General features: G+C 74.1%; 16 protein-coding genes and 1 tRNA gene. 6 read left to right on the forward strand and 11 right to left on the reverse strand.

Annotation, left to right across the window (positions count from 1 at the left end; translation table 11 throughout):
• Positions 1-43: 43 nt before the first annotated feature.
• The 4 genes from AC1WTP_RS25840 to AC1WTP_RS25855 all read left to right on the forward strand — a co-directional run bounded on the left by AC1WTP_RS25840 (position 44) and on the right by AC1WTP_RS25855 (position 2,383).
• Positions 44-124 (forward strand) — tRNA-Leu (locus AC1WTP_RS25840).
• A gap of 110 nt (positions 125-234) precedes the next feature.
• Positions 235-1,050 (forward strand): Bax inhibitor-1/YccA family protein, encoded by an 816-nt coding sequence (locus AC1WTP_RS25845; protein ID WP_481651867.1) that lies wholly within the window; start codon positions 235-237, stop codon positions 1,048-1,050.
• A gap of 147 nt (positions 1,051-1,197) precedes the next feature.
• Positions 1,198-1,956, forward strand: coding sequence for a Bax inhibitor-1/YccA family protein (locus AC1WTP_RS25850; RefSeq protein WP_481651868.1), 759 nt, complete (start codon positions 1,198-1,200; stop codon positions 1,954-1,956).
• A gap of 106 nt (positions 1,957-2,062) precedes the next feature.
• Entirely contained in the window at positions 2,063-2,383 is a 321-nt protein-coding gene (locus AC1WTP_RS25855) for a hypothetical protein (protein WP_481651869.1), read from the forward strand.
• Between the two features lie 73 nt (positions 2,384-2,456).
• On the opposite strand, the gene AC1WTP_RS25860 is transcribed toward AC1WTP_RS25855, so the two are convergent.
• The 3 genes from AC1WTP_RS25860 to AC1WTP_RS25870 all read right to left on the reverse strand — a co-directional run bounded on the left by AC1WTP_RS25860 (position 2,457) and on the right by AC1WTP_RS25870 (position 5,863).
• On the reverse strand, positions 2,457-3,719 hold the full coding sequence (locus tag AC1WTP_RS25860; protein ID WP_481651870.1) for an acetyl-CoA C-acetyltransferase: 1,263 nt from the start codon (positions 3,717-3,719) through the stop codon (positions 2,457-2,459).
• Positions 3,720-4,010: 291 nt separating this feature from the next.
• A complete protein-coding gene (locus AC1WTP_RS25865; protein ID WP_481651871.1) occupies positions 4,011-4,814 on the reverse strand; it encodes an SGNH/GDSL hydrolase family protein in 804 nt (267 codons plus the stop codon).
• Entirely contained in the window at positions 4,811-5,863 is a 1,053-nt protein-coding gene (locus AC1WTP_RS25870) for an SGNH/GDSL hydrolase family protein (RefSeq protein ID WP_481651872.1), read from the reverse strand. Before AC1WTP_RS25870 ends, AC1WTP_RS25865 begins: the two co-directional genes overlap by 4 nt.
• Before the next feature lie 168 nt (positions 5,864-6,031).
• On the opposite strand from AC1WTP_RS25870, the gene AC1WTP_RS25875 reads away from it, so the two are divergent.
• Together AC1WTP_RS25875 and AC1WTP_RS25880 are read left to right on the forward strand one after the other, a co-directional pair.
• Entirely contained in the window at positions 6,032-6,388 is a 357-nt protein-coding gene (locus AC1WTP_RS25875) for a YkvA family protein (RefSeq protein WP_481651873.1), read from the forward strand.
• Between the two features lie 83 nt (positions 6,389-6,471).
• Positions 6,472-7,842, forward strand: a complete 1,371-nt coding sequence (locus tag AC1WTP_RS25880) for a cystathionine beta-synthase (protein WP_481651874.1) — start codon at positions 6,472-6,474, stop codon at positions 7,840-7,842.
• Between the two features lie 118 nt (positions 7,843-7,960).
• On the opposite strand, the gene AC1WTP_RS25885 is transcribed toward AC1WTP_RS25880, so the two are convergent.
• The 8 genes from AC1WTP_RS25885 to AC1WTP_RS25920 form a co-directional block, all read right to left on the reverse strand.
• Positions 7,961-8,917 (reverse strand): S1C family serine protease, encoded by a 957-nt coding sequence (locus tag AC1WTP_RS25885; protein WP_481651875.1) that lies wholly within the window; start codon positions 8,915-8,917, stop codon positions 7,961-7,963.
• 61 nt (positions 8,918-8,978) lie between these two features.
• The gene (locus AC1WTP_RS25890) at positions 8,979-9,488 is read right to left on the reverse strand and encodes an N-acetyltransferase family protein (protein WP_481651876.1); all 510 of its coding nucleotides are present in this window, start codon (positions 9,486-9,488) and stop codon (positions 8,979-8,981) included.
• Complete coding sequence (locus AC1WTP_RS25895; RefSeq protein WP_481651877.1) at positions 9,485-10,414, reverse strand: ribonuclease Z; 930 nt, start codon at positions 10,412-10,414, stop codon at positions 9,485-9,487. Before AC1WTP_RS25895 ends, AC1WTP_RS25890 begins: the two co-directional genes overlap by 4 nt.
• Before the next feature lie 349 nt (positions 10,415-10,763).
• Positions 10,764-11,948: an osmoprotectant NAGGN system M42 family peptidase gene (locus AC1WTP_RS25900; RefSeq protein ID WP_481651878.1), complete on the reverse strand. Its 1,185-nt coding sequence runs from the start codon at positions 11,946-11,948 to the stop codon at positions 10,764-10,766.
• Complete coding sequence (ngg, locus tag AC1WTP_RS25905) at positions 11,945-13,765, reverse strand: N-acetylglutaminylglutamine synthetase (protein WP_481651879.1); 1,821 nt, start codon at positions 13,763-13,765, stop codon at positions 11,945-11,947. The genes AC1WTP_RS25900 and ngg overlap by 4 nt, the downstream gene beginning before the upstream one ends.
• A 2-nt stretch (positions 13,766-13,767) precedes the next feature.
• Positions 13,768-15,552: an N-acetylglutaminylglutamine amidotransferase gene (locus AC1WTP_RS25910; protein WP_481651880.1), complete on the reverse strand. Its 1,785-nt coding sequence runs from the start codon at positions 15,550-15,552 to the stop codon at positions 13,768-13,770.
• 203 nt (positions 15,553-15,755) lie between these two features.
• Entirely contained in the window at positions 15,756-16,418 is a 663-nt protein-coding gene (gene msrA / locus AC1WTP_RS25915; protein WP_481651881.1) for a peptide-methionine (S)-S-oxide reductase MsrA, read from the reverse strand.
• A 166-nt stretch (positions 16,419-16,584) separates the two neighbouring features.
• The gene (locus tag AC1WTP_RS25920) at positions 16,585-17,004 is read right to left on the reverse strand and encodes an HIT family protein (RefSeq protein WP_481651882.1); all 420 of its coding nucleotides are present in this window, start codon (positions 17,002-17,004) and stop codon (positions 16,585-16,587) included.
• Between the last annotated feature and the right edge of the window lie 75 nt (positions 17,005-17,079).

The raw sequence follows: 17,079 nt of genomic DNA on the forward strand, positions 1-17,079 counted from the left end.
CCGTGACACTGCACCGCGCGTGTCGACGCGCCGGTGCCGCCCCGCCCGGGTGGTGGAACGGCAGACACGGCCGCCTTAAAAGCGGCTGCCGCAAGGCGTGCGGGTTCGACCCCCGCCCCGGGCACCGACACTTTCGCCTCCCTTCTCGGTCGGCGATCTCCACGGGACTGGCCGGGCCGTTTACTCTTGACACTGCACGTTCACGTGCATCGACCCCCTGAGGGAGGCCTGACAGTGAAGACTTCGAACCCGGTGCTCGCCCGGCTCGGCCAGGCGGCCGAGCGGGAGCGCTCCGCCGGGTACGCCCCGACCGGGCCGTACGGACAGCCCGGCTACCCCCAGCAGTACCCGACGGAGGCGGGCTACCCGGCCGCTCCGCCGGCCGTCACGCCCATGTCGATCGACGACGTGGTGGTCAAGACCGTCACGCTCCTGGGCATCCTCGGCGTCTCCGCCGCGGCCGCCTGGGTGCTGGTGCCCGACGCGCTGCTCGGCGTGGCGTGGATGGGCGCCGCCGTGGTCGGTCTGGCGCTCGGCCTGATCATCTCGTTCTCCCGGATGGCGAACCCGGCGCTGGTCGTCGCGTACGCCGTCGTCGAGGGCGTCTTCGTCGGCATGATCAGCAAGTACTTCGAGTCGCTCTACGACGGCATCGTGCTCCAGGCGGTGACCGCCACCTTCGGCGTCTTCCTCCTGATGGGCGTGCTCTACAAGGCGAAGGTCATCCGGGCCACCCCGGTGTTCGTCAAGGGCATGATCGCGGTGATGGCCGGCCTCTTCGCGGTCATGCTGATCAACCTCGTGCTGGCGCTCTTCGGCGTCAACACCGGGCTGCGTGACGGCAGCCCGTTGGCCATCGGCTTCAGCCTGGTCTGCATCGTGGTGGCCTCGCTGAGCTTCGTGCTCAGCTTCAAGGAGGTCGAGGACGGCGTCCGGATGGGGCTGCCCCAGCGCTACTCCTGGGTCGCCGCGTTCGGCATCCTGGTCAGCCTGATCTGGCTCTACATCGAGATCCTGCGCCTGCTGAGCTACTTCCAGGGCGACGACTGACCTCGCCCGCCCCTGACCGGCGCCCGTCCCCGCACCGCGGGGGCGGGCGCGGTCGTTTCCGGCCCACCGCGGGCCGCCGCGTTTCCCCGCCACGGCCGGGCCGTCCGGGGCAGAGTGACAGCGGGGGTATCCGGCCGAGGAGGCGATGTGCGCAGCAGCAACCCGGTGCTGAACCGGCTGGACGAGACCAGCCGGGTACAGCGCCGGGTGCTCGGCGTCGGCGCCGCGGAGGCGATGACCGTCGACGACGTGGTGGTCCGCACCGTCGGGCTGCTGCTGCTCACCGGGGTCACCGCCGCGGCCGCCTGGGTGGCCGTGCCGCAGGCGGTCTGGGTGCCCGGCGCGCTGGCGGGCACCGCGCTGGCCGGGTTGGCGCTCGCCGTGGTGATCTCCTGGCGGGGGATCACCAGTCCGGCGCCGATCGTGGGGTACGCCCTGCTCCAGGGGCTGCTGCTGGGCGTGGCCAGCCGGGCGTTCGAACTGGTCTACCCGGGCATCGTGGTGCAGGCGGTGGCGGGCACCTTCGGCGTCTTCCTCGGCATGGCGCTGCTCTACCGGGCCCGGCTGGTCCGGGCCACGCCGCTGCTGGCCCGGCTGGTCGTCGGCACGCTGCTCGGCATCGTCGCGATCAGTCTGGTCAACCTGGTCGTCTACCTGGTCACCGGTCGGCAGGGGCTGGAGATCTACAGCCTCACCGGCGAGGTCGGCTGGCCGGCGTACGCCTTCTCGGTGGTCGCGATCATCGCCGGCGCGTTCAGCTTCATCCTCGACTTCGACCTGGTCGAGCGGTCCGTGCGCGGCGGCCTACCCCGCCGGTACGCCTGGCTCTGCGCGTTCGGCCTGCTGGTCGGCCTGATCTTCCTCTACTGGCAGATCCTCCGCCTCCTCTCCTACCTCCGCCGCTAACCCCCCGAACGCGTTGATCATGAGGTTGACGGCGAAGTGGATCGCGATTCCCGCCGCCAACCTCATGATCAACGGCAGGTGGGGTCGGGCGTCGTAGGGTGGGCGGGTGAGTGTGGGGGAGTTGCGGCGGGCGGTGGAGCTGCTGGTGCGGCAGGTGGGGCACTGGGAGCAGCCGCGGTGGGCGGCCGTCGCGGCGGGTGGCAACGCCGCGCGCGGGGACCTGGTGCACCGGCTGGTGCAGGAGATCGCCAACCTGGCCGCCGACACCGAGGGCCAGCCCCGCCGGACGGTGCCCCGGCTCGACAACGACCTCGCCCTGCCCGACCAGCTCCGGGTGGTCGCGGCCGACCTGGTCGCCGCCGGGCCACCGCCCGAGGTGCTGGCGCGGGCCGCCGCCGAGGTGACGGCGACCCGCAGCGCACTCTAGACCCGGCGCACGACGTCCCGGTGCCGGGAAGGCGAGGTCGGCGGGGCGTGGCCGGCGCGGACGGGCGCCCGGCTCAGCTGAGGCGTTCCAGGACCATGGCCATGCCCTGGCCGCCGCCGACGCACATCGTCTCCAGGCCGATGGTCTTGTCGTGCCACTCCAGCGCGTTCAGCAGCGTGCCGGTGATCCGGGCGCCGGTCATGCCGAAGGGGTGCCCGACGGCGATGGCCCCACCGGCCACGTTCAGCTTCTCCAGCGGGATGTCGAGCTGTCGGTAGGAGGGGATCACCTGGGCGGCGAACGCCTCGTTGATCTCCACCAGGTCGACGTCGTCGATGGTCATGCCGGCCCGCTTGAGCGCCTGCCTGGACGCCTCGACCGGGCCGAGACCCATGATCTCCGGGGAGAGCGCGGTGACGCCGGTGGAGACGATCCGGGCCAGCGGGGTGAGCCCCAGGTCCCGGGCCCGCTGGGCGCTCATCACCACCACGGCGGCGGCGCCGTCGTTGAGCGGGCAGCAGTTGCCGGCGGTGATCCGGCCGTCCGGCCGGAACACCGGCTTCAGCCCGGCGACCCCCTCCAGGGTGACCCCGGGACGCGGGCCGTCGTCGGTGCTGACCACGGTGCCGTCCGGCGTGGTGACCGGGGTGATCTCCCGGGCCCAGAAGCCGTCGGCGATCGCCTTCTCGGCCAGGTTCTGGCTGCGTACGCCGAACTCGTCCATGTCGGCGCGGGTCACGTCGTGCACCTGGGCCAGGTTCTCGGCGGTCTGCCCCATGGCGAGGTAGATGTCCGGCAGCTCACCGGCCTCGCGCGGGTCGGTCCAGACCGGGGCGCCGGCCTCGGCGCGGGCCTTGGAGCGCCGGCGCGCCTCGGCGAAGCGCGGGTTCTCCCAGCCGCCACCGACCAGCGCCTGCGCCTCCGGCGGGAGGGCGTCGGAGTTGCCGCCGGCGTACCGGGAGACGCACTCGACGCCGGCGGAGATGAAGACGTCACCCTCGCCGGCCCGGATCGCGTGCATCGCCATCCGGGTGGTCTGCAACGAGGAGGCGCAGTAGCGGGTGACGGTGGCACCCGGCAGGCCGTCCAGGCCCATCAGGGTGGCCACCACGCGGGCCATGTTGAAGCCCTGCTCGCCGCCGGGCAGGCCGCATCCGAGGTAGAGGTCGTCGATCTCGGTCGGGTCGAGCGCCGGGATCTTGTCGAGGGCGGCCTGGACGATGGTCGCGGCGAGGTCGTCCGGTCGGACGTCGCGCAGGGACCCCTTGTGCGCCCGGCCGATGGGGGAGCGGGCGGTGGCGACGATGACAGCGTCGCGGGACGACTCAGTCGGCATGAACCAACGTTAACCCGCGGGTAACTTGACGCGGAAGCCGCGCACCCGGCGGGAAATGTCACCCCGCGCGGGCGGGCGCTACTCGCTGCATGATCACACTCGATCCCGGATGTGGTGGCCCCGACCGCGCGGTGCGGCCACTGCATCCGGGATCGAGCACGATCTCGACGGCGACCAGCGGGGTTGGGCGGGAGCCCGCGGGTGGACGGGCGGTCCGGCGCGTGCGGCGGTGGGCCGTGCGGGCGGACGGGTCGCGCGGGGTGGCCGACCCGCTCGGACGGGGTGGGCCGGTCAGTGCCGGGAGGCGACCGCCGCGGCGGCGGAGACGGCCGGCAGCAGGGCGTGCGCCCAGACCCGGTAGCCGTCCGCGGAGGGGTGGTAGCCGTCGTGGCAGAGCGTGCCCGCGTCGGCCCGGAACACCGGCCCGGTCTCGGTGGCCAGGTCGACCACCGTGCCGCCGGCGTCGAGGACCGCGGCCAGCTGGGCGCGGGCGGTCCGCCGCCCGGACCAGCCGACGAGGTAGCGCAGCGGCGGCGCGATCGCGCGTACCGCGCCGAGGTCGGGGCAGGTGCCGACGACCACCTCGACCCGGGCCTCGCGCAGCCGGTGCACGGCCGCGCCGAGGTACGCGGCGGCGTCGGCCGGCCGGCGCAGGCTGGTGGCGTCGTTGGCGCCGATCAGGATCACCGCCACGTCGGGCCGCTCGCCGAGCAGCGCCCGGGCCACCTGGGTGGCCAGGTCGGTGGAGCGGGAACCGGAGACACCCACGCTGGACAGGTGGACCCGCCGCCCGGACGGGCCCTCGGCGAGCAGGTTGGCCAGCTGGCCGCCGATGGTGTCGTCGAGGCGGTCGACGCCGACCCCGAGGGCGGACGAGTCGCCGAGCAGCACCAGCCGCAGCGGCGGGGCGCCGGTGCGCCCGACGGTGGCGCGCAGCGCGAGCCCCAGCTCGGGCTGGGCGTACTGCCGGTGCCGGGCGAGGAAGGCCTGGCCGGCGAGGACGGCCGCGCTGCCCACCGTGCCGGCGAGCAGGGAGAGCGCCGCCGCCCGGCCCAGCCGGCGGGCGAGCCCCGAGGTGGTCAACTGCTCGCTCATGCCAGTCCCTCCACTGTGGGTGAGTCGGTGGCGCGACCGGGTTGCGGCACCGCACCGACCCCGAAGAACGCCCGTCGGCGCAGTTGCGCCCACCGGCCGGCCGGACCGCGGTCGCGGCCCCGGACCTGGGCGCCGCTGACCTCGGTGCCGGCGTGCCGGGCCGCCTCCTGCGCCGCCTCCGGCAGCGACCGTACGCCTTCCCCGCGCACCGGCGCAGGGCGGCGTTCCTGCCCGGCGCCGAGCGCCGACAGGACGGTGGGCAGCAGCGCGGCGGCGGCCACCGCGTAGCCCTCGGCGGACGGGTGGAAGCGGTCCCAGGCGAACATCCGGGTGGGTTCGGCCGCGAACCGGGGGCCGAGCAGGTCGCCGAGGGAGACCGTCCAGCCGCCCGCCTCGACCACGGCCACCGTCTGCGCGGCGGCCAGCTGGCGGCTCCAGCGCCGGGCCAGCCAGCGCAGCGGCGGCTGGATCGGCCGGATCGCCCCCAGGTCGGGGCAGGTGCCGACGACCACCTCGCAGCCGGCGCCGCGCAGCGCGCGGACCGCCTCGACCAGGTAGCGCACCGCCAGCCCGAGCGGGGTGCGGTTGGTGACGTCGTTGCCGCCGATCAGGATCACCGCGACGTCGGGACGGCACTCCAGGGCGGCCTCGACCTGGTGCCGGAGCCCGGCGGAGATGGCCCCGACCACGGCGAACCGGTGCAGCCGGACCGGCCGCTGCAACCGGCGGGACAGGCCGGTGGCGAGCAGCGCGCCGGGCGTCTCCCGGCGGCGGTGCACCCCGTAGCCGGCGGCCGAGGAGTCTCCGAGGATGACCATGGTGACCGGTGGGCCGGGAAGCTTCGCGCCGTAGACCCCGTCGCAGCGCGGCGGCGGCGCCTCGGCCATCGGGATGGTGCGCCGGGCCTGCCGCGCCTGGCCGAGCAGCACGCCGGTGGTCGCCGCAGCGGCCGCCACGGTGGCGCCCGTGCCGATCGCCGCCAGGCGGGCGACCCGCCGAGCGCGCTGCCAGCGCGGACCAACCGGTACGACGGAACCAGCGACCCCCATGAGCCGACATTATCGCGCCGGCCCGACAGGCCGCTGTCGTCGTGCCGGCGGGGTGGGTGCCGGGAAGACGACGACTGGGTACCTGTTCCGGTGCCGGCCGGACCGGCGGGCGCGGCGGCGCGGGGTTGCGCGGGCGCGGCACCCTGGCACGCGGAGAGGGGCGAGGAGATGGCGAAGACGTTGAAGCGGAGCGCGGCGTTCACCGCGCTGGCGCGGGCGCTGATGACCGGTGCGCGGGGCGGCCCGTCGCTCGGGGCGCGGCTGGCGGCGCTGCCCCGGATGATCCGGGCCACCGCCCGCGGCGAGTACGACGGCGGCCTCCGGCTGGCCCTGATGACGGCGGCGGCGGCGTACATCGTCTCGCCGGTCGACCTGCTCCCGGAGATCCCGCTGGCGATCTTCGGCCTGGCCGACGACGCGGTCATGGTCACCTGGCTGGCCGGCAGCGTGCTCGCCGAGACCGAGCGCTTCCTGGAGTGGGAGGAGCGCCGCCGGTCGGTGATCCCCGGCCACGTGGTGCCCTGACCCGACGTACCCTGGGCGCGGGAAAACCGCGAATCACCAGCCCGGCCGCCGGCGCCGGCGCCGGAGGAGAAGGGCACAACGAGGTGCAGTACTACGACAACGTCGTCGAGATGATCGGCAACACCCCGCTGGTGCGGCTGCGCAACGTCACCGAGGGCATCCGGGCGACCGTGCTGGCGAAGGTGGAGTACCTCAACCCCGGCGGTTCGGTGAAGGACCGGATCGCGCTGCGCATGGTGGAGGACGCCGAGGCCGCGGGGATCCTCAAGCCGGGTGGCACCATCGTCGAGCCGACCAGCGGCAACACCGGCGTCGGGCTGGCCCTGGTGGCGCAGCTCAAGGGCTACAAGTGCGTCTTCGTCTGCCCGGACAAGGTCAGCCAGGACAAGCAGGACGTGCTGCGGGCGTACGGCGCCGAGGTGGTGGTCTGCCCGACCGCGGTCGCCCCGGAGGACCCGCGCTCCTACTACAACGTCTCCGACCGGCTGGCCCGGGAGATCCCCGGCGCCTGGAAGCCCAACCAGTACAGCAACCCGGCCAACCCGCGCTCGCACTACGAGACCACCGGCCCGGAGCTGTGGAAGCAGACCGACGGCGGGCTCACCCACTTCGTGGCCGGCGTGGGCACCGGCGGCACCATCTCCGGCATCGGCCGCTACCTGAAGGAGGCCTCGCAGGGGCGGGTCAAGGTCATCGGCGCGGACCCGGAGGGCTCGGTCTACTCCGGCGGCACCGGCCGGCCCTACCTGGTGGAGGGCGTCGGTGAGGACTTCTGGCCGGAGACGTACGACCGGGGGGTCGCCGACGAGATCGTCGAGGTCTCCGACAAGGCGTCGTTCGAGATGACCCGGCGGCTGGCCCGCGAGGAGGGGCTGCTGGTCGGCGGCTCCTGCGGGATGGCCGTGGTCGCCGCCCTGGAGGTGGCCCGCAAGGCCGGCCCGGACGACGTGGTCGTGGTGCTGCTGCCGGACAGCGGCCGGGGCTACCTGTCCAAGATCTTCAACGACCGGTGGATGGCCCGGTACGGTTTCCTCGACAACTCCGGCGCCGAGCCGACCGTGGCCGACGCGCTGGCCGGCAAGCCGGGCGGCCTGCCCGAGCTGGTGCACGTGCACCCCACCGAGACGGTCCGCGACGCGATCGACTACATGCGCGAGTACGGCGTCTCCCAGCTGCCGGTGCTCAAGGCCGAGCCGCCGGTGGTCACCGGCGAGGTGGCCGGCTCGATCGCCGAGAAGGACCTGCTCGACGCGCTCTTCACCGGCCAGGCGCACCTGCACGACACGATCGAGCGGCACATGGGCGAGCCGCTGCCGATGATCGGTGGCGGCCAGCCGGTGAGCGAGGCGGTCAACCTGCTGGAGAAGTCCGACGCCGCGCTGGTGCTGGTGGACGGCAAGCCCAAGGGTGTGCTCACCCGGCAGGACCTGCTCGCGCACCTCGGCGCCCGCTGAGTCCCGGCTGACCGGCGAACGGGCCCCTCCCCGGTGGGGAGGGGCCCGTTCGCCTGCCGGGCGGTGCGGCTCGGCACCCGTCGACGCCCCGGGCCGCCCGACCGGGGAGCCACCGGGGTCAGCGGGCCAGCTCGGTCGGCACCGCGACCACGTCGACGAAGGCGCCCTTGCGCAGCACGGTGACCGGCAGTCGGGTGCCGATCGCCGGGCCCAGCATCAGCCGTTGCAGGCCCTGGCCGTCGCGGACCGGCCGGCCGCCGGCGGAGACGATGACGTCGCCCAGATAGATCCCGGCAACCCCGGCCGGGCTGCCCGGCACCACCTCCACCACCCGCAGGCCGCGCCGCTGGCCGGTGCGGGCGGTGACCTCCGGGGGCAGCGGCACCGGCACCCCGGCGACGCCCAGCCAGGCCCGGCGGACCCGGCCGTCGGTGGTCAGGTCGGCGATGATCTGCCGGGTGGTGGTGTTGATCGGCACGGCCAGCCCGAGCCCGTAGCCGGCGACCGCGGTGTTCACCCCGATCACCCGCCCGGCCGAGTCGGCGAGCGCCCCGCCGGAGTTGCCCGGGTTCAGCGCGGCGTCGGTCTGGATGACGTCCTCGATCAGCCGGGTCACCCGGCCGTCCCGGGCGGGCAGTGAGCGGCCCAGCCCGGAGACCACCCCGGCGGTGACCGAGCCGGCCAACCCCATCGGGTTGCCGACGGCCACCACCAGCTGGCCGATCCGCAGCCCGTCGGCGTCGCCCAGCTCCACCAGCGGCACGGTGGCCTCGTCGACCCGCAGCACCGCCAGGTCCGACAGCGGGTCGGCGCCGACCACCCGGAACCGGGTCTCGGTGCCGTCGGCGAAGCTCGCCGAACCGCCTCCGGCGCCCTGCACCACGTGGGCGCTGGTCAGCAGCAGGCCGTCGGTGCCCACGGTGACCGCGGAGCCGGCGCCGGCCCCGCGCGCGGTGCGCACCGACAGCGCGGCCACGTTGGGCAGCACCCGGGCCGCCACGGTCGTGACCACCTGGGAGTACGCGTCCAGAGCGGCGACCTCGGCCGGCTCCGGCACGGTGTGATCGGTGTCCATGACCCGGGCAACGCCGCCGGATCGACGGGCATGCCCCGATCAGCTCAGGGCGAACGCCCGGTCACAGCGGCCGGGCGTAGCGCAGCTGGGTGGTGACCGCGGACCCGATCAGGTCCTCCCGTTCGGCGCCGGTGGCCGTCCAGCCGCCCCGCTCGTAGAAGCCGCGGGCGGGGGTGTTCTCCGCCAGCACCCAGAGCGCGGCCCGGGACCAGCCGCGGGACCGCATGGTGGCGAGCGCGTCGACCATCAGCGCGCGACCCGTGCCGCGGCCCCGCTCGGCCGGTTCCAGGTGGATGGCGTAGAGCAGCCCGGTCGCCGGGTCGCCCTCGTCGTCCGGGCCGACGTAGCTGAAGCCGACCAGCGTGCCGGCGCGCTCGGCGACGGTCAGCAGGTGGGTGTCCCGCTCCCAGGCCCACCGCTCGACCCAGTAGCCGCCCAGCACCTCGGGCGTCGGGTCGGCCAGCGCCGCCGCCGGCAGGAAGGACGAGTACGTGGCGACCCGGGAGCGCTGGTGCAACGCGCCGACCGCCATCAGGTCGCCCGGCACCGCGCGGCGGAGGGTGACGCTCATCCGGCCGAGGCTACCCGGCGGGGCGGCACCTGCACGGTCATCAGGTCCTCGGCGATCACCAGGTCGCCGTCGAAGTGCGCGCGCGCCTCGTCGGCGAAGCGGCTCGCGTCGGGGTAGCGCTGGGAGAAGTGGGTGAGCACGAGCCGGCGTACCCCCGACTCGGCCGCCACCCGCGCGGCCTGCGCCGCGGTCAGGTGGCCGACCTCGGCGGCGAGCGCGGCCTCCGAGTCGAGGAAGGTCGACTCGATGACCAGCAGGTCGGCGTGCTCGGCCAGGGCGTACACCCCGTCGCAGAGGCCGGTGTCCATCACGAAGGCGAACCGCTGCCCGGGTCGGGGAACGCTCACCTCGTCCCGGGTGACGCGGCGGCCGTCGAGGTCCAGGTGGCCGACCCGGATCAGCTCGCCGACCGCCGGCCCGCTGATGCCGTACGCGGCCAGCTTCTCCGGCAGCATCCGGCAGCCGCCCGGCTCGACCAGGCGGTAGCCGTACGTCTCGATCGGGTGCCGCAGCCGGCGGGCCTCCAGCGTGCCGCACCCCAGGGCGATCCGTTGCCCGTCGGCCTCGATCGGCTCGACCCGCAGCTCGGCGGTCTCGTGGAAGCTGGTGGCGTGCCGCAGCCGGGCGAAGTACTCGGCGCCGCCGGCCGGGAAGTGCATCGCCACCGGGTGCGGCACCCGGTCCAGCGAGAGCCGCTGGATGGTGCCGGGCAGGCCGAGGCAGTGGTCGCCGTGGAAGTGGGTGACGCAGACGCGGGTCAGGTCGGTGGCCGTCACGCCGGTGTGCAGCAACTGCCGCTGGCTGCCCTCGCCCGGGTCGAAGAGGATCACCTCGTCGTCCCAGCGCAGTACGTAGCCGTTGTGGTTGCGCTGCCGGGTCGGCGCCTGGCTGGCCGTCCCGAGCACCACCAGCTCGCGCATCGACACGCCGATCCTCCGGCTGCTCGGTCCGGCGCCCGCCGGGCACATGAAGCGACCCCCGGGGTTTCCGCGCTCGCGCGCGGGCCGGCTGGACTGAGGCCGGCACCCCGGGGGTCGGGTGGCTGTCGTGGATTCGCCGCACCGCTGCCACACGGTCTCGACGATGGTGCCTGTGCCCGCCTCGCGGCGGACGGGATTACTGTCGAGGACAGCGGCTAGCGGACAGCCACCTCACGAGTCCGATTGCTATACAAGTCTGGACCACCTCCTTTCCCGTGTACCGTCACGCTATCCAGTGCCCGTGGCACCCGGCAACGGATTTCGATCACAACGCCGGCGGGAATTCCGGCCGGCCTCAGCCGGTTCCGGCGATGCCGATCGGGCCCTCGCGCGGGCCGTCCCCGACGGCCGGCTGCACCGCCAGCGACGGGAAGTCGGCCAGGTCGCCCTCCGGTTCCGCGTCCCACTCCGGGAAGACCAGGTCGCTCTGCAGGTAGAGGCAGAGCAGTTGGGTGAGCTGGCGCAGGCCGTCGAGGTGGGTGCGTTCGTGCCCGTGGGTGGCGTCGACGCCGAAGCCGAGCAGCGCCACCCGGGCGTGCGCGCCGGCCTCCACCGCCGCCGCCACGTCGGAGCGGTAGTAGTCGAAGACGTCCCGCACCAGGCGCACCCCGTGCTCGGCGGCGATCGCGGCCAGCTTGCGGGTCAGGTGGTAGTCGAACGGCCCGACCCCGTCGCCCATGGCCAGGGTGGCCGCGTCCTCGCGGGACTGCTGGCCGGGCGCGACCACCGCGGCGTCCACCGAGACGATCTCCGCCACGTCCGGGTCCAGGCCGTGCGAGGCGCCGTGCCCGATCTCCTCGGTCACGGTGACCAGCAGGTGCGCGGTGACCGCCGGGCGTACGCCCGCGTCGACCAGCGCCTTGAACGCGGTCAGCACGGCGGCGACGCCGGCCTTGTCGTCGAGGTGCCGGGACTTGACGTACCCGCCCGGGGTGACCGCCGGGTTGGGCAGGAACGCCACGAAGTCCCCGGCGTCGATGCCGAGCGCCCGCAGGCCGGCGACGTCGGAGACCGGCTCGTCGACCCGCACCTCGACCTGCTCCCAGCCGATGCCCTGGGAGTCGACGCCCTCGTTGTACCGGTGCCCGCTGGCCTTGAGCGGCAGCACCTGGCCGGTGACGACCCGGTCGAGGTCGTCGGTGAAGATCCGCACGTGCGCGCCCTCGGCGAACCGGGCGCTGTGCGTGCCGATCGGCTTCAGCTCCAGCCGGCCGTTCTCCTTGAGCCGCTTGACCATCCCGCCGATGGTGTCGGTGTGCACCACGACCGCCCGGTCGGCGCCGGTGGCGCGGGGGCCGGGCAGGTAGGCGCTCAGCGCCCCGCGCCGGGTCAGCGTGGAGCCGATGCCGAGCGCGGAGAGCCGCTCGCCGACGTACTGCTGCACGTGGTCGGTACGCCCCGACGGGCTCGGGATCTCCAGCAGCTCCACCAGCACCCGGCGCAGGTAGTCCAGGTCGATCTCGAGCGGTCGCGGGCTCACGCGGCGCCTCCCGGGCGGGACGGCGACCAGAGCCGCTGCGGGGCCCGGGTGCCGGGGAAGAGCAGGTCCACGAAGCGCTCGGCGGTCGGCTGCGGCTCGTGGTTGGCCAGGCCGGGCCGCTCGTTCGCCTCGATGAAGACGTGCTCGGGCCGGTCCGGGGCGGGCACCAGCAGGTCCAGCCCGGTGACCGGGATGTCCAGCGCCCGGCTCGCGGCCACGCACGCCTCGGCGATCACCGGGTGCAGCTCCCCGGTGACGTCGTGGATGGTGCCGCCGGTGTGCAGGTTGGCGGTACGGCGGACGACCAGCACCTGCCCCTCGGGCAGCACGTCGGGCAGGGCGTACCCGGCCTCGGCCAGCACGTCCCGGGTCAGCTCGTCCACCGGGATCCGGGACTCGCCGCCGGTGGCGGCCGCCCGCCGGCGACTCTGCCGCTCGATCAGCTCAGCGATGTCGTGCACACCGTCCCCGATGATCGCCGCGGGCCGGCGCACCGCCGCGGCCACCACCTCGTGGTCGATCACGATCACCCGCAGGTCCTCGCCGGTGCGCAGCTCCTCGATCAGCACGTCCGGGCAGAACCGGGCGGCCAGCTCGACCGCGGCGGCCAGCGCCTCGGGGCCGGCCACCCCGACGGTGATGCCGTTGCCCTGCTCGCCGCGCGCCGGCTTCACCACCACCCGGCCGACCTCGGCCAGGAAGGCGAGGTCGCCGTCGTCGCCGGTGGCGGTCCGGCCACGCGGCACGGACAGGCCCGCCTCGGCCAGGATCCGCCGGGTGACCCGCTTGTCGTCGCAGCGGCTCATCGCCACCGCCGAGGTCAGCTCCGACAGCGACTCCCGGGTGAGCACGGTCCGGCCGCCGCTGGTGAGCCGCAGCTCGCCCCAGGCCGGGTCGGTCACCTCCACCCGGATGCCCCGGCGCATCGCCTCGTCGGCGACGATCTTCGCGTACGGGTTGAGCCGGTCGTAGCCCTCCGGCAGGGCGGGCAGGAAGAGCCGCTCGTTGATCGGGTTCTTCCGCTTCACGCAGAGCGTGGCGGTCCGGTGGAAGCCGAGCCGCTCGTAGAGCCGGATCGCCCCGTCGTTCTCGGCCAGCACGGACAGGTCCACGTACGCCCGGCCGCGCGCGACCAGCCGGGCGGCCAGCTCGGTGATCAGCACCTGCCCGGTGCCGGGCGGCGCTTGGTTGAAGTCGACGGTGAGGCACCAGAGGCTGGCGCCGCGCTCCGGGTCGTCGAAGACCGCGACGTGGTCCACGCCGGTGATCGTTCCGACGATCGCACCCCCGGCCGCCTCGGCGACCAGGTGCAGGAAGCGGTCGGAGCGGGCGTTGTCGACCAGCACGTCGACCGGCGCGGTCACCATCCCGTTGGCCGCGTAGATCCGGTTCACCGCCTCCGCGTCGGCGGCGTCGCGCAGCGGCCGGACGCGTACCCCCGGCAGGTCGACCGGCGTGTCGGCGGCGGCCGGCCGGTCCGCGTCGAGCGGCAGCCGGTAGGTCAGCGACGGGTCGATGAAGAGCTCGTCCGGCAGCCGGGAGACCAGCACGTGCGGATCGCGCAGGTAGATGCAGATGTCCCGGGAGCCGGCCGCCTCGGAGCGCAGCACGTCGGCGACGGCGGCCTGGTCGGCGAAGGTCTGCCCGAAGACCAGCCGGCCCCAGCCGCAGTCCAGCACCACGCCCGCGTCGCCGGTCGGCCGCTCGTCGGCGCCCGGCGCCACCGGGTCACCGCCGGGACCGACCCGCTCGTACCGCCGGTCGGCGTGGCGGACCCGGTCGGTGCGGGCCGCCCCGGTCGCGAGGGTGTCGGCCACGGTCAGTCGATTCCGTGGCTCTGGAGCCACATTTCCAGGAGTCCGAGTTGCCACAGCTTGTTTCCGTTCAGCGGGGTCAGTTCGGCGTTCGGGTCGGCGAGCAGCGCGGCGACGTAGTCGGCGCGGAACAGGTCGCGGCGGCGGGCCTCGGGGGCGGTGAGGGCGTCACGGACCCGGTCGAGGAGCTTCCCCTCCAGGTGGGTGAGTCCGGGCACCGGGAAGTACCCCTTGGGCCGGTCGATGACCTGGTGCGGGAGCACCCGGCGGCCGATCTCCTTGAGCACGCCCTTGCCGCCCTGGGCCAGCTTCAGCTCCGGCGGGCAACCGGCGGCGAGTTCGACGAACTCGTGGTCGAGGAAGGGCACCCGGGCCTCCAGCCCGTGCGCCATGGTCATGTTGTCCACCCGCTTCACCGGGTCGTCGACCAGCATCACCTGGGTGTCGATCCGCAGGCCCGCGTCGACCGCGGTCTGCGCGCCGGGCCGGGCCAGGTGCGCGGCCACGAACTCCCGCGCCGGGTCGCCGTCGGTCAGCCACGCCGGGTTCAGCACCCGGACCAGACCGGCCGCGTCCCGGTCGAAGAACGCCTTGGCGTACGTCTCGACGGCCCGCTCCCGGTCGATGCCCGCCAGCGGCGGGTACCAGTGGTAGCCGCCGAGGATCTCGTCCGCGCCCTGCCCGGACTGGACCACCTTCACGTGCTCCGCGACCACCTCGCTGAGCAGGTAGAACGCGACGCAGTCGTGGCTGACCATCGGCTCGGACATGGCCGCGACGGCGGCCTCCAGCGGCGGCACCAGGTCGCCGGCGGCCACCTTGATCTGGTGGTGGTCGGTGTCGAAGGTCTTCGCCACCAGGTCGGAGTAGACGAACTCGTCGCCCTCCCGGCCGCCGACCGCGTCGAAGCCGATGGAGAAGGTGGCGAGCCCGCGCTGCCCCTGCTCGGCGAGCAGGGCGACCACCAGGCTGGAGTCCAGGCCGCCGGAGAGCAGCACGCCGACCGGCACGTCGGCGACCATCCGCCGGCGTACGGCGGTGGTCAGCGACTCCAGCAGGGCGTCCTGCCAGTCCTGCGCGGACCAGCCGGCCCGCTCGGCGGAGCGGGTGAAGGCCGGGTCCCAGTAGACCCGGTCGTTGCTGCGGCCGTCCGGCTCGTAGACCCGGACCGTGGCCGGCGGCAGCTTGGTCACCCCGCGCAGGATGGTGCGCGGTGGCGGCACGATGCTGTGGAAGCTCAGGTAGTGGGCGAGCGCGACCGGGTCGATGGCGGTGTCGACGCCGCCGCCGGCCAGCAGCGCGGGCAGGGTGCTGGCGAAGCGCACCACGTCCGGCGTCTCGGCCAGGTAGAGCGGCTTGATCCCGAGCCGGTCCCGGGCCAGCACCAGCCGGCCGGTGTCCCGCTCGCTGATCGCCACGGCGAACATGCCGACCAGGTGGTCGACGAAGTCGGGGCCCCACTCGGCGTACGCCTTGACCACGACCTCGCTGTCGCCGGCGGAGAAGAAGCGGTGGCCCCTGGCCGCCAGTTCCGCCCGCAGTTCGCGGTAGTTGTAGACGCAGCCGTTGAAGACGCCGGTCAGCCCGGCCTCGGCGTCGACCAGTGGTTGCCCGCTCGCGGCGGAGAGGTCAATGATCTTGAGGCGTCGGTGCCCGAGGGCCGTCCGGCCCTGGGACCAGACCCCGCTGTCGTCGGGCCCTCGGTCACTCATCGTGGCCGCCATGCGCTCCACCGCCGCTACCTCGGCGCGTGAACCGTCACGGCGGAACTCACCCGCAAGTCCGCACATGCGAGCCCATGCTGCCAGAGGATGTTGCGGTTCGCCTGTTGGGACGATGACAGTCGTATGACAGCTCCGCTAGGATGCCCGCCACTCTCGGTAACCGGCGGTCCCGGGCGGCGGTTCCTGTGCCGGCCGGAACGGATGCCGGATATGCACCGGGCCCGCGGTGTGAAAAACACCGCAGGCCCGGAATCGGACTGTCAGGACGTTCAGCCGGCGGTACGCGCCACGCCGACCGGGCAGCTCAGCCCGTTCGGGCCGTGGTTGCAGTACCCGTTCGGGTTCTTCGTCGGCGCGAGGTACTGCTGGTGGTAGTCCTCCGCCAGGTAGTAGTTGCCGAGCCGGCGGATCTCCGTGGTGATCTCCCCCTTGCCGGCCCGCGCCACGATCGGCGCGAACGCGTCCCGCGAGGCCTCCGCGGTGGCGAGCTGCTCGTCGGTGGTCGCGTAGATCGCCGACCGGTACTGGGTGCCCACGTCGTTGCCCTGGCGCATGCCCTGGGTCGGGTCGTGGTTCTCCCAGAAGACCTTGAGCAGGTCCTCGTAACTGATCTTGCTCGGGTCGTAGACCACCTGGACCGCCTCGGTGTGCCCGGTCATCCCGGAGCAGACCTCCTCGTACGTCGGGTTCGGCGTGATGCCGCCCGCGTAGCCGGCGGAGGTGGTGAACACCCCGGGCAGGGTCCAGAACAGCCGCTCGGCGCCCCAGAAACAGCCCATCCCGAAGACGGCGACCTGGGCGCCCTCGGGGAACGGGCCCTTCAGCGGGGTGCCCAGCACCTCGTGCCGGTCGGCCACCGGCATCGCGATCAGGCGGCCCGGCAGGGCCTGGTCCGAGGTGGGGAGTTCGGCCTTCATACGGCGCAGGAACACGTGGGACTCCTTTCGTCCTCTCCCAGCGTGCAACGCCGGCGGACCCCGCTTCCTTACCCGCCCGACCGGTACTCAGGCGCGGGCCGCCCGCAGGGTCGACTCGACGGTGTGGGTGCATGGTGGTCGCTCCGACGACCATGGATGCACCCGAAGCCCGACCCGCGGCTCAACCGCCGGCGAGGGCGGCGACGATCCGGGCGGCGTACGACCCGGCCTCCGCGTCGTCGGCGTAGCGGCTGCGGGGCCAGAAGAAGCCCCGCAGGCCGTCCCCCCTGGTCCGGGGCACCACGTGGGTGTGCAGGTGCGGCACGGACTGGGACACCTTGTTGTTCATCGCCACGAACGTCCCGCCGGCTCCCAGACCGGACTCGACCGCCACCGCGATCCGCCGCACCAGCCCGAAGTAGCCGGGCAGCGCCTCGGCCGGCAGGTCGGCCAGGGTGACCAGGTGGGTGCGGGGCACCACCAGCACGTGCCCCTTGAAGACCGGCCGGGTGTCCAGGAACGCGACCCCGTCCGGCTCGTCGGTGACCCGGAACGCCGGGACCCCGCCCGCCACGATCCCGCAGAACACGCACCCGCTCATCCCGGCAGGGTAACCGGGTGCCCGGGTCGCCGAGGGCAGCGCGGGTTGCGGCGCCGCGCCCGGCTCCGGGGGCTA

The sequence above is a fragment of the Micromonospora sp. R311 genome (genome assembly GCF_056780015.1).

Coding starts and splice junctions, on each gene's coding strand:
- AC1WTP_RS25860 (WP_481651870.1), bottom strand. CDS start 3,719: ATGCCGACTGAGTCGTCCCGCGACGCTGTCATCGTCGCCACCGCCCGC.
- AC1WTP_RS25865 (WP_481651871.1), bottom strand. CDS start 4,814: ATGAGCGAGCAGTTGACCACCTCGGGGCTCGCCCGCCGGCTGGGCCGG.
- AC1WTP_RS25870 (WP_481651872.1), bottom strand. CDS start 5,863: ATGGGGGTCGCTGGTTCCGTCGTACCGGTTGGTCCGCGCTGGCAGCGC.
- AC1WTP_RS25875 (WP_481651873.1), top strand. CDS start 6,032: ATGGCGAAGACGTTGAAGCGGAGCGCGGCGTTCACCGCGCTGGCGCGG.
- AC1WTP_RS25885 (WP_481651875.1), bottom strand. CDS start 8,917: ATGGACACCGATCACACCGTGCCGGAGCCGGCCGAGGTCGCCGCTCTG.
- AC1WTP_RS25890 (WP_481651876.1), bottom strand. CDS start 9,488: ATGAGCGTCACCCTCCGCCGCGCGGTGCCGGGCGACCTGATGGCGGTC.
- AC1WTP_RS25910 (WP_481651880.1), bottom strand. CDS start 15,552: ATGTGCGGACTTGCGGGTGAGTTCCGCCGTGACGGTTCACGCGCCGAG.
- AC1WTP_RS25920 (WP_481651882.1), bottom strand. CDS start 17,004: ATGAGCGGGTGCGTGTTCTGCGGGATCGTGGCGGGCGGGGTCCCGGCG.